We start from the raw sequence: 11,519 nt of genomic DNA, 5'->3' as shown, positions 1-11,519 counted from the left end.
GGTACAAAGAAACAAGACTGCTTGCGTCCACTATGTGGTTCCCAAACAACAAACCCGTTACTTGACGGCACGTTGCGACAGGAACAAAACCACAACAAAATAACAACACCACAGATGTTGTAACCACTAGTTTTCCCCACCCCCGCCCAGCGGGTGCGTGGCGGAGCAAGGGTTACGGCGGTCATAGCGTGGGGGAAACGCCCGGTCCCATCCCGAACCCGGAAGCTAAGACCCACAGCGCCGATGGTACTGCACCCGGGAGGGTGTGGGAGAGTAGGTCACCGCCGGAACACCATTAACGGTCGAGGACCCCCACCACCAGGTGGGGGTCCTCCCGCATTTAAACCCCCACCACAAAATCCGGCCCGGGGCCCGGGGCCCACGGCCCCGCAACACCTGCGGGAGCATCCCGCCACACCCCGCCAAACGTGAGGGAGCATCCCGCCACACCCCGCCGAACGTGATGGAGCATCCCGCCGCACCCCGCCTAACGTGAGGGAGCGTCACAGGACACCCCGCCCAAGGTGAGAGAGCGTCGGGAACAACGCCACAGCCGCCGTCGACCACCCATGGATGAGGGAGCTGCCCGCCAGCCGGCGGCCGCTGACAGAAGCGCCCCGGCAGGTTGTGAGACTTCCCACCGCGGGCCCCCGTTGACCTGGTGCCGTTAGCCGGTGGCGGGTTGCTCGCCTAGAATTGGGGGAGATGTACGGACTTCGAAGCGCTTGATTTCGGGTTGCGTAGGAAACGAAACACGGAACAGAGCGGCTGCGATTGCGCCAGTGGTCAGCTCACAACAGGAGGATTCCAGCATGGCTGAGCACAATGATGGCAACCGCGGTGGCAAGGCCCACGGCAACTCTGGCGGACGCAGTTCCGATGGAGCCCCTTTCCGCGGCACCAGCAACTCTGGCGGCGATCCCCGCGGATTCCGTTCCAGGGAAGACCGTGACCGTAAGCCGTATGGCGATCGTGCTCCGCGTGAGGGCGGGGATCAGCGCGGCTTCGGAAACAGCGAGCGTAGGCCGTACAGTGGCGGCGGTGAGCGTAAGCCTTATGGTGACCGTGCCCCGCGTGAAGGCGGGGGACAGCGCAGCTTTGGTGGCGACAGCCGCCCGTCCTATGGTGACCGTAAACCGTACAGCGGCGGCGGTGACCGTAAGCCTTATGGTGATCGTGCCCCGCGTGAGGGCGGGGATCAGCGCGGCTTCGGCGGTGGCGACCGTAAGCCTTATGGTGATCGTGCCCCGCGTGAGGGCGGGGGTCAGCGCAGCTTTGGTGGCGACAGCCGTCCGTCCTATGGTGACCGTAAGCCGTACAGCGGCGGCGGCGACCGTGACCGTAAGCCTTATGGCGATCGTGCTCCGCGTGAAGGTGGGGGTCAGCGCAGCTTTGGTGGCGACAGCCGTCCGTCCTATGGTGACCGCAAGCCGTACAGCGGCGGCGACCGTGACCGTAAGCCCTATGGTGACCGTGCTCCGCGTGAAGGTGGGGGTCAGCGCAGCTTTGGTGGCGACAGCCGTCCGTCCTATGGTGACCGCAAGCCGTACAGCGGCGGCGGCGACCGTGACCGTAAGCCCTATGGCGATCGTGCCCCGCGTGAAGGTGGGGGTCAACGCAGCTTCGGCGGCGGTGGCGACCGTGACCGCAAGCCGTACAGCGGCGGCGGCGAGAACCGCAAGCCCTTTGGCACCCGCGAGGATCGTCCCGCACGGGGCTTCGACCGTGGCGACTCAGGCCCGCGCCAGTACGGACGCGACCGCCCCGAGGACCGTCCGGTTCGCGTGCCCAATGCCCGCGACCTCCGCAGCGCCAACCGCCCCGACCGGGAGCGTTCACCCCAGATCGACGAGGACGTCACGGGCAAGGAGCTTGACCGTGCCACGCAGCACCAGATCAAGACCCTCGAAGGCACCAGCGCCGAATGGGTGGCCCGCCACCTCGTCATGGCCGGGCGGCTCCTGGACGAGGAACCTGAGCTTGCCTTCCAGCATGCCCTGGCAGCCAGCCGCCGTGGCGGACGCCTCGCGTCCGTCCGCGAAGCTGTCGGCCTGACCGCCTACGCAGCCGGCCACTATGGTGAAGCCCTTCGGGAATTCCGGACCTACCGCCGGATCAGTGGCTCCAACATGCACCTGCCGGTCATGGCCGACTGCGAACGCGGCCTTGGCCGCCCGGACCGTGCACTGGACATGGCCCGGTCCGACGAAGCCAAGGATCTCGACGCCCCCGGCAAGGTGGAACTGGCCATCGTTGCAGCCGGTGCCCGCACCGACCTCGGGCAGCTCGACGCCGCGGTTTCCGAACTGGAAATCCCGCAGCTGGACATCAACCGCGCCTTTTCCTACAGCCCCCGGCTGTTCCGTGCCTATGCTGACGCGCTGACGGCAGCTGGCCGCGCTGCCGAAGCCACCAAATGGCAACGCCAGGCCACTGTGGCAGAAAACGCGCTGGGCCTCGGGGCTGACGAGGAACCCGACATCATCGATCTGGGCTGGGACGAGGAAGAAGAAGCCCGCGAGGAGGAACGGCAGCGCCGCCTCCGGGCGCAGGAGCATGCCGACACGCACGCCGGAACCGAAGAGCGCGCACCGCGTGCCGCAGGTGCCGCTGCCGCGGCAGAGGCCACCGGCGCCGCAGCCGGTGTGGCCGGCTTGGACGCGGGCGATGAGCTCGCCAGCGACGACGGAGCCGACGACGCCGAAGCCGACTACTTCGAGTCTGACGACCCCGAGTCCGACCTGGATTCAGTGGAATCCGACGTGCTCGACGAAGCTGATCACGAAGCCGAGGACGAAGCCGAGGACGAAGCTGATGACGAAGCGATCGCCGAGTCAGACCTGGAACTGAACGATGACGCGGACCAGGAACTCTCCGCTGACTCAGAGCGGGACCAGCACGAAAGTGTGGAGGACTAATCGCATGACGGGTACCGCCCTGATCTCCACCTTTGATGCCCTGCTCTCCGATCTTGACGGCGTTGTCTATGCAGGGCCCAACGCCATTCCCGGGGCCGTCGAGTCGCTGCGCCGGCTGGCCGGGGTGGGCGTCGGGCTGGGCTACGTCACCAACAACGCATCCCGTTCCCCGGCACAGGTGGCCCAACACCTGCGCGATCTCGGCGCCCCCGCCGAGGACCATCAGGTTGTGAGCTCCTCGCAGGCGGCGGCAGCGCTGCTGGCGTCGTTGCTGCCGGCCGGGGCACACGTGCTGATCACGGGCAGTGCCGCACTTGCCCAGGAAATTGAACTGGTTGGCCTGGTTCCCGTCCGCGGCGCGGAGGATGAACCCGTCGCCGTCGTTCAGGGCTTTAGTCCGGAACTTGGCTGGAAGGACCTCGCCGAGGCGTCGTACGTCGTCGCCGGCGGCGCCCTGTGGGTGGCCACCAACACGGACTGGTCCATTCCCCAGGCGCGTGGAATTGCCCCCGGTAACGGGACGCTCGTGGCCGCCGTGGCAGCCGCGACCGGCAAGAGCCCGATCGTGGCCGGCAAACCCGAAGCCCCCCTGTTCCACACGGCCGCCAAGCGGCTGGCGGCGGACCGGCCGCTGGTCGTCGGTGACCGCCTGGACACCGACATCCTGGGCGGCAACAACGCCGGTTTCGCCACCGTCGCCGTGCTGACCGGAGTGGACACAAGGGAATCGATCCTCGCGGCACGGTCTGTGGAACGCCCCGATTTCCTCATCAATGACCTGACCGGCCTGTACGCGCCATACCCTGCCGTAGAGCACGACGCCGGGCGGTTCCGCAGCGGCACGGCCTCGGCGATCGTGCGGGGGCAGTCGGTCCACATCAGCGGCGACCCCGCCGACCTCGATTCGTGGCGTGCCGCCTGTTCGGCCTGGTGGGCCGCAAACCCCGAGACGACCAGCGCACTGCCTCCGGTCCTCGAGTGGTCCGATCACTAGGCTGGACACATGAGCGAGCTACACCAGGGACTGGACCAGGCCCCAGACGAACAGCCGGCTGAGGCGCCGACCCCTGCGGCCGACGTCGCCTGGCCCGAGCTGCCGACGCAGCAGCTCCCGGCGGAGCTGTCCGGGCATGCGGTACCAGAACATGCGACAGCAGAGCACGCGGCAGCAGTCCTGGATCCGGCTGTCAACGCTGTCCTGGACCGCCTCGGGGCCGTGCGGCAAATGCCTGTGTCCGGGCACGGCGAAGTGTATGCGGGCATGCATGATGCCCTGCTGGAGGCCCTGAACGAAGACGTGGCCGGACACGCCGGCGTGGCGCGCCGTATCCATGCCGCGGGGAACGGGGGATCGTGAGCCGGCTTGACCAGGCACTCGTCAGCCGGGGGCTCGCCAGGTCCCGTACCCATGCCGCCCGGCTTATTGCCGAGGGCAAGGTGAGCTCCGGGGGCGAGGTCCTCGCCAAGGCGTCCCTGCAGGTCCCGGAGGACGCCGCGCTGGACGTCACGGCCTCGGCCGAGGACGGCTACGTCAGCCGCGCCGGGCACAAGCTGGCCGGCGCGCTGGATGCCTTTCCCGCCGTCGACGTCGCAGGCAAACGGTGCCTCGACGCCGGCGCCTCCACCGGCGGGTTCACGGATGTGCTGCTTCGGCGCGGTGCTGCCCACGTGGTGGCCGTCGACGTGGGGCACGGCCAGCTGGTGCCGGAAATCCGGAATGACTCCAGGGTTTCCGTGCACGAAGGCCTCAACGTCCGCTACATGGCGGCCGCGGAAATCGGCGGACCGGCCGCCCTGACGGTGGCTGATCTGTCCTTCATCTCGCTGACGCTTGTGGTGGCGCCACTCGCGGCCTGCACGCTGCCCGGCGGCGACCTCGTCCTCATGGTCAAGCCACAGTTCGAGATCGGCAAGGACCGGCTGGGCCGGACCGGCGTGGTCACCTCGGAACGCGAACGCCGGCTCGCCGTGGGCAAGGTGGCTTCCGCCGCCGTGGATGCGGGCCTGGTCTTGTCAGGCCTCGCCCAGAGCCCGCTGCCGGGCCAGGACGGCAATGTCGAATACTTCCTGTGGATAAAACGCGCGATGTCGGAAGTCCCGCCTAAGATCGAGGAGCGGGACGCAGCTGTTGCTGCGTTGCTCGGAACAATCTGGCCGAACCACTAGTACCACCAGAAGGCGGAACCTGATGAGCAGGCGTGTCCTGATCCTGGCCCACACAGGGCGCGAGGAGTCCCTCAAGGCTGCCTGGGAAGCGTGTGCGCTGCTGCACGAATCCGGGCTGGTCCCCGTTCTGCAGGAGAACGAGCTCGGGGACATGGTCCGCTTCTTCGGCCGGCTCGACCACCCGGTCGAGGTCCTTCACGATCACGTGAAGCTGCCCGAGGTGGAACTTGTCATGGTGCTCGGCGGGGACGGCACCATCCTCCGGGCTGCCGAACTGGTCCGCGAAGTCGACGTGCCGCTGCTTGGAGTGAACCTTGGCCACGTGGGGTTCCTGGCCGAGAGCGAACGGGCCGACCTCGCCCAGACCGTCGAGTGGATCGCCAGCCGTGACTACACGGTGGAGGAGCGCATGACGATCGACGTCCAGGTCTGGGTCCGCGGCCAGAAGATCTGGCACACCTGGGCCCTGAATGAGGCCGCGATCGAAAAGGGCAACCGGGAACGGATGCTGGAGGTGGTCACCGAAGTCGACGAACGCCCCCTGACCTCATTCGGCTGCGACGGCGTGGTCCTGGCCACGCCCACAGGCTCCACGGCCTACGCGTTTTCCGCCGGCGGTCCCGTGGTGTGGCCCGAGGTCGAGGCCCTCCTGATCGTGCCGATCAGCGCCCATGCCCTCTTCGCGAAGCCGCTCGTGGTTTCGCCCCGGTCCCGCCTCGCCGTCGAGATCCTGAACCGCACCGACGCCCAGGGTGTCCTCTGGTGCGACGGCCGCCGCTCGGTGGATCTGCCGCCCGGCGCGCGCGTCGAAGTGACCCGCTCCGCAACGCCCGTGCGTCTGGCCCGGACACACCAGACCCCCTTCTCCGGCAGGCTCGTGCGCAAATTCCAGCTCCCCATCCAGGGCTGGCGCGGCCCCGTGCCCCAAACCCGGGCCATCCACACCGGCCCCCTGCCGATCATCCGCACGCCCCGTCCCATGCCGCCGCTTCCCTCGCCGCGCCACGAGGGAACTGCCGACGCGCCCGATCCCTCGCCAGATCCCACAACCGAGAAGTGAACCATGCTTGAAGAACTGCGTATCCGCGACCTCGGCGTCATCACCGACGCCACCCTGCCGCTGGGCCCAGGCCTCAGCGTGGTGACCGGTGAAACCGGTGCCGGCAAGACCATGGTGGTGACGGCCGTCGGGCTGCTCCTCGGTGCCAGGTCCGACGCCGGCGCCGTCCGCAGCGGCGCGAAGAGCGCCTCGGCGGAGGCTGTGCTGAAGCTCGACGCCGGCCACGCTGCCGTCGCGCGGTCCAGGGAAGCCGGGGCCGAGGTGGAGGAGTTCGACGGCGGTGTGGAACTCCTGCTGGCCCGCAGCGTCGGGGCCGACGGCCGCAGCCGGGCCTATCTGGGCGGACGCGCCGCGCCGGTGGGGGTGCTGGCCGAAATCGGCGAAACCCTCGTGGTGGTGCACGGACAGTCGGACCAGATCCGGCTCAAGAGCCCGGTGGCGCAACGCGGAGCCCTGGACAAATTCGCCGGCGAGAGCCTTGCCGGCGCGCTTGCCGCCTATCAGGACCTCTACGCGCACTGGCATGCCAGCCAGGGCGAGCTGGACTCCTTGCGCAGTGCCGCGCGTGAACGCCTCCGCGAGGCCGAGTCGCTGCACGTAGCCCTGGCCGAGATCGACGCCGTGGACCCGCAGCCGGGGGAGGACGAGGCCCTCAAGGCCGAGGCCGTGAAACTGGCCAACGTCGAGGAACTGCGGATCGCGGCCAGCACCGCCCACCAGGCGCTCATCGCCGAGGACTTCGGTGAAGAAGCCGACGCGACCACCCTCGTAGACGCTGCCAAACGCACCCTGGAGCACGTTGCCGAACACGACGGGGAGCTGGGCTCCGCCGCGGCACGCCTGGCCGAGGTCGGTTTCCTGCTCAACGACATCGCCGCTGAACTCGCCAGCTACCAGGCCGCCCTTGACACGGAGGGCCCGGAACGGCTCGCCGAAATCGAGGACCGACGGGCCGCGCTGGCCAAGCTGGTCCGCAAGTACGCGCCGAGCATTGACGAGGTGCTGGTCTGGGCGGAGGAGGCCCGGGCCCGGCATGAGGAACTCCAGGACGACTCCACCCGGATCGAAGCGCTGGACGCCGAGGTCGCCCGGGCCGAAACCGAGCTCCGGAAGAAGGCCGCCGGGATCAGCAAGGCCCGCAGCAAGGCCGCCAAGGACCTCTCCGCGCGGGTCAGCGCGGAGCTCACGGCGCTGGCCATGGCCGATGCCACCCTGGTCATCAATGTGGAGTCCGCGGGCCAGCTGGGACCGTTCGGGGCCGACGAAATCTCCTTCCTGCTTCAGCCGCACTCCGGCGCGCCGGCCCGGCCGCTGGGCAAAGGCGCCTCGGGCGGTGAACTCTCCCGCGTCATGCTCGCCATTGAGGTGGTGCTTGCCGCCGTCGATCCCGTCCCGACGTTTGTCTTCGACGAGGTCGACGCCGGCGTCGGTGGCCGTGCCGCCGTCGAGATCGGGCGCCGGCTGGCGATGCTGGCCCAGCACGTCCAGGTCCTCGTGGTGACCCACCTGCCGCAGGTGGCTGCGTTCGCGAACCAGCACATCAGGGTCACCAAGACCTCCGTGCGGGGCGCTGACGGGGCTACCGCCACCGGCTTCACCTCCAGCGACGTGCAGCTGCTGGACGAGGCCGAGCGGGTCCGCGAACTGGCCCGCATGCTGGCCGGCCAGGAGGACTCCGAATCAGCCCAGGCCCACGCCCAGGAGCTGCTGGACGACGCCAAACTCCTCCCGCAAAGCTAGGCGGGCCCGAAAGGACCTCCGCAGGGACTCCCGCAGGGACCGCTGCTAGGACAACAATCACATCGGGATCCCGCCAAGGAACCCGTGGAAGGCCGAATTGATGATAAGCTCAAACCCCGTGGTGCAGCGATCAAACTCTCGTGTAAATTCCCGGTTTCCGGGCTCGTCCAAGACGACCAAACACATCTTCGTCACCGGTGGTGTAGCGTCCTCGCTCGGTAAGGGACTGACGGCTTCGAGCCTCGGCCACCTCCTGCGGGCACGCGGTCTGTCTGTAACAATGCAAAAGCTCGATCCCTATCTGAACGTGGATCCGGGCACGATGAACCCCTTCCAGCACGGCGAAGTCTTCGTCACTGACGACGGCGCCGAGACGGACCTGGACATCGGCCACTATGAGCGCTTCCTCGATGAAAACCTCGAAGGATCGGCCAACGTCACAACCGGCCAGGTCTACTCGACAGTCATCGCGAAGGAACGCCGCGGCGAATACCTCGGCGACACCGTCCAGGTCATCCCGCACATCACCGATGAGATCAAGCGGCGCATGCGGCTTCCGGCCGAGGGCAAGAACGCCCCCGACGTCATCATCACCGAAATCGGCGGCACGGTGGGCGACATCGAGTCCCAGCCGTTCCTCGAATCCGCCCGCCAGGTCCGTCAGGACATCGGCCGCGGAAATGTGTTCTTCCTCCACGTGTCCCTCGTGCCGTACATCGGCCCGTCGCAGGAGCTGAAGACCAAGCCGACGCAGCACTCCGTTGCCGCGCTGCGCTCCATCGGCATCCAGCCCGAGGCAATCGTGATCCGGTCCGACCGCGAAGTCCCGCAGCCGATGCGCGACAAGATCGGCCGCATGTGCGACGTCGACATCGACGCCGTGATCGGCTGCCCGGACGCACCGAGCATCTACGACATCCCGAAGACCCTGCACTCCCAGGGCCTGGATTCGTACATCGTCCGCGCCCTGGACCTGCCGTTCAAGGATGTGGACTGGACCAGCTGGGACAAGCTGCTCGACGCCGTCCACAACCCGAAGCACGAAGTTGAGATCGCGCTCGTGGGCAAGTACATCGACCTGCCGGACGCCTACCTGTCCGTCACTGAGGCCCTGCGCGCCGGCGGCTTCGCCAACGACACCAAGGTCAAGATCCGCTGGGTCCCCTCGGACGAATGCGAAACCCGCGAGGGTGCCGTGCAGTCCCTGGCCGGCGTCGACGCCATCTGCGTTCCGGGCGGCTTCGGCATCCGCGGCCTGGAAGGCAAACTCGGCGCCCTGAAGTACGCCCGCGAAACCAAGCTCCCGGTCCTGGGCCTGTGCCTGGGCCTGCAGTGCATGGTGATCGAGTACGCCCGCAACGTAGTCGGCCTCGAAGGAGCGTCCTCGTCCGAGTTCGAGCCGGACTCCAAGTACCCCGTCATCGCCACGATGGAAGAGCAGCTGGACATCGTTGACGGCAAGGGCGACCTTGGCGGCACCATGCGCCTGGGCCTGTACGAAGCCAAGCTCGACGAAGGCTCCGTCGTCGCCGAGACCTACGGCGCCACCAAGGTCAGCGAACGGCACCGCCACCGCTACGAGGTCAACAACAAGTACCGCGATCAGATCGCCGCCAAGGGCCTGTCGTTCTCCGGAACGTCGCCCGACGGCAAGCTGGTGGAGTTCGTGGAACTTCCCCGCGACGTCCACCCGTACTACGTGGCCACGCAGGCGCACCCCGAGCTCAGCTCGCGGCCCACGCGCCCGCACCCGCTGTTCGCGGGCCTGATTGAGGCTGCCCTTGGCCACCAGCGGGCCGGCGATGCCGCGCCCGCTGCCAGCAGCAGCCCGAGTGCAAAGGCCGATGCCCCGGCACCTGCGCCCAAGCCCTCGTCGGCAGCAGTGTCCAAGTAATTTCCAACTGAATCAAAGGACGGCGCGATGCCCGGTATGTCTGAGACCCCCAATGCTGCACGGCAGGTTTCGGATGAGCCGAGCCCGCGCCGTCTTTTGTCGTCCCGGAAGGTGTACGAGGGCAGGATCTGGGACGTCGTCAGCGACAGTTTCCAGCTCAACGACGACGGCGACACCCTGGTCCGGGACTATATCGACCATCCCGGCGCGGTGGCGGTTCTCCCGATGAACGACGACGGCGACGTGCTGCTGCTCCGGCAGTACCGGCACCCCGTCGGCATGGATCTCTGGGAGATCCCCGCCGGGCTGCTTGACGTCGAAGGGGAGGACTTCGTCGTCGGGGCCGCCCGCGAACTGGCCGAGGAAGCAGACCTCGTCGCGGACCGCTGGAACGTGCTGGCGGACTTCTTCAACTCCCCGGGCTCCTCCAGCGAGGCCATCCGCATCTACCTGGCCCGCGGCCTGAGTGAGGTGCCGGGACATGAGCGGCACGTCCGCACCGACGAGGAAGCCGAAATCGAACTGCGCTGGACCCCGCTGGACGAGGCCGTGCGGGCGGTCCTTGACGGCCGCCTCCACAACCCGTCCGCCGTCGTCGGCGTCCTGGCTGCTGCCGCCGCCCGCGCGGGCAACTTCGAAAGCCTCCGCCCGGCCGACGCGCCCTGGCCCGCCCATCCCAGCCAGCGCTAGTGGAACCGCTGATTGCCGAACCGCCGGCCCCGGCGCAGGCAGCCGCTCCCGAGCGCCCGCCCGCCCGGGCGGTGACGGCGATCGACCGCGCAATCACTGACTACCTGCAGCACATGGGCGTGGAGCGGGGCCTCGCGGCCAACACGCTCTCCGCCTACCGGCGGGACCTGGCCCGCTACGCCAGGCATCTGGCCCACGCGGGCCGGGAACGCCCCGCGGAGATCACCCGGCACGACGTCACAGCCTTCGTTCAGGCGCTCTCCGACGGGTCCGACGGCGGCTCGGCCCTGGGCATCCGCTCGGCGGCCCGGACGGTGGTGGCTGTGCGCGGACTCCACAAGTTCTGGGCCCTCGAAGGCATCACGTCCACCGACCCGGCCAGCGACGTCCACCCGCCCATGCCCGGCAAGCGGCTGCCCAAGGCCATCAGCATCGACGAGGTCACCCGGATCCTCGAGGCGGCCGGCACGGACACGGCGACCGGCCTGCGCGACCGCTCGCTGCTCGAATTCCTCTATTCCACCGGTGCCCGCATCAGCGAAGCCGTGGGCCTGGACGTTGACGACATTTCCCTGCATACCTCGGGCGGGTCCGACGCCGGCGAAGGGCCCGCGATCGTCAGGCTCTTCGGCAAGGGCTCCAAGGAACGCCTCGTCCCGCTCGGATCCTATGGGGCACGAGCCCTTGACGCCTACCTCGTCCGCGGCCGGCCCCTGCTGGCCGCCAAGGGCAAGGGCACCCCTGCCCTGTTCCTCAACGCCCGCGGCGGCAGGATCAGCCGGCAAAGCGCCTGGACCATTTTGAAGGCGGCGGCGGACAAGGCCCACATCACCAAGGACGTTTCGCCGCACACGCTGCGGCACTCCTTCGCCACCCACCTGCTGGAGGGCGGCGCCGACGTCCGGGTGGTGCAGGAACTGCTGGGGCACGCCTCGGTGACCACCACGCAGGTCTACACCCAGGTGACGGCCGATACGCTGCGGGAGATCTATGCCGCCGCGCACCCGCGCGCCCTGGGCTAAGGTATAGTCCGCCGGTCCCGCACCGCGCC

10 protein-coding genes and 1 rRNA gene are annotated in these 11,519 nt (G+C 68.3%); 10 read left to right on the top strand and 1 reads right to left on the bottom strand.

The annotated features are described in order from the left end of the window. Window positions 1-173 precede the first annotated feature (173 nt). Window positions 174-290: ribosomal RNA gene (gene rrf / locus ARTB_RS09740) — 5S ribosomal RNA — on the top strand. Between the two features lie 501 nt (window positions 291-791). On the opposite strand, the gene ARTB_RS09735 is transcribed toward rrf, so the two are convergent. Further along, complete coding sequence (locus ARTB_RS09735; RefSeq protein WP_243179575.1) at window positions 792-1,616, bottom strand: hypothetical protein; 825 nt, start codon at window positions 1,614-1,616, stop codon at window positions 792-794. A gap of 168 nt (window positions 1,617-1,784) precedes the next feature. Here ARTB_RS09735 and ARTB_RS09730 point away from each other — a divergent pair, with 168 nt between their 5' ends. From ARTB_RS09730 to xerD, 9 genes are all read left to right on the top strand, one after another. After that, window positions 1,785-2,918, top strand: a complete 1,134-nt coding sequence (locus ARTB_RS09730; RefSeq protein ID WP_243179574.1) for a hypothetical protein — start codon at window positions 1,785-1,787, stop codon at window positions 2,916-2,918. Window positions 2,919-2,922: 4 nt separating this feature from the next. Beyond that, window positions 2,923-3,912, top strand: coding sequence for an HAD-IIA family hydrolase (locus ARTB_RS09725; RefSeq protein WP_243179573.1), 990 nt, complete (start codon window positions 2,923-2,925; stop codon window positions 3,910-3,912). Between the two features lie 9 nt (window positions 3,913-3,921). Next, window positions 3,922-4,275: a hypothetical protein gene (locus ARTB_RS09720; RefSeq protein ID WP_243179572.1), complete on the top strand. Its 354-nt coding sequence runs from the start codon at window positions 3,922-3,924 to the stop codon at window positions 4,273-4,275. Further along, window positions 4,272-5,084, top strand: coding sequence for a TlyA family RNA methyltransferase (locus tag ARTB_RS09715; RefSeq protein WP_243179571.1), 813 nt, complete (start codon window positions 4,272-4,274; stop codon window positions 5,082-5,084). The genes ARTB_RS09720 and ARTB_RS09715 overlap by 4 nt, the downstream gene beginning before the upstream one ends. Before the next feature lie 22 nt (window positions 5,085-5,106). Next, entirely contained in the window at window positions 5,107-6,144 is a 1,038-nt protein-coding gene (locus ARTB_RS09710; RefSeq protein ID WP_028277417.1) for an NAD kinase, read from the top strand. Between the two features lie 3 nt (window positions 6,145-6,147). Continuing rightward, a complete protein-coding gene (recN, locus tag ARTB_RS09705; RefSeq protein WP_243179570.1) occupies window positions 6,148-7,884 on the top strand; it encodes a DNA repair protein RecN in 1,737 nt (578 codons plus the stop codon). A 100-nt stretch (window positions 7,885-7,984) separates the two neighbouring features. Beyond that, window positions 7,985-9,778 (top strand): CTP synthase, encoded by a 1,794-nt coding sequence (locus tag ARTB_RS09700; RefSeq protein ID WP_043436300.1) that lies wholly within the window; start codon window positions 7,985-7,987, stop codon window positions 9,776-9,778. Between the two features lie 27 nt (window positions 9,779-9,805). Continuing rightward, the gene (locus ARTB_RS09695) at window positions 9,806-10,468 is read left to right on the top strand and encodes an NUDIX domain-containing protein (protein ID WP_028277415.1); all 663 of its coding nucleotides are present in this window, start codon (window positions 9,806-9,808) and stop codon (window positions 10,466-10,468) included. Between the two features lie 11 nt (window positions 10,469-10,479). Then, window positions 10,480-11,490 (top strand): site-specific tyrosine recombinase XerD, encoded by a 1,011-nt coding sequence (xerD, locus tag ARTB_RS09690; protein WP_439954111.1) that lies wholly within the window; start codon window positions 10,480-10,482, stop codon window positions 11,488-11,490. Window positions 11,491-11,519 lie beyond the last annotated feature (29 nt).

The organism is Arthrobacter humicola (assembly GCF_022803015.1).
Classification (GTDB): domain Bacteria; phylum Actinomycetota; class Actinomycetes; order Actinomycetales; family Micrococcaceae; genus Arthrobacter; species Arthrobacter humicola_A.
This window is presented reverse-complemented; position numbering and strand designations above follow the sequence as displayed.

What these genes read in the sequence shown, in the direction of transcription:
- ARTB_RS09720 (WP_243179572.1), top strand. Translation starts at nt 3,922, where the DNA reads ATGAGCGAGCTACACCAGGGACTGGACCAGGCCCCAGACGAACAGCCG.
- recN (WP_243179570.1), top strand. Translation starts at nt 6,148, where the DNA reads ATGCTTGAAGAACTGCGTATCCGCGACCTCGGCGTCATCACCGACGCC.
- ARTB_RS09710 (WP_028277417.1), top strand. Translation starts at nt 5,107, where the DNA reads ATGAGCAGGCGTGTCCTGATCCTGGCCCACACAGGGCGCGAGGAGTCC.
- ARTB_RS09700 (WP_043436300.1), top strand. Translation starts at nt 7,985, where the DNA reads ATGATAAGCTCAAACCCCGTGGTGCAGCGATCAAACTCTCGTGTAAAT.
- ARTB_RS09695 (WP_028277415.1), top strand. Translation starts at nt 9,806, where the DNA reads ATGCCCGGTATGTCTGAGACCCCCAATGCTGCACGGCAGGTTTCGGAT.
- ARTB_RS09725 (WP_243179573.1), top strand. Translation starts at nt 2,923, where the DNA reads ATGACGGGTACCGCCCTGATCTCCACCTTTGATGCCCTGCTCTCCGAT.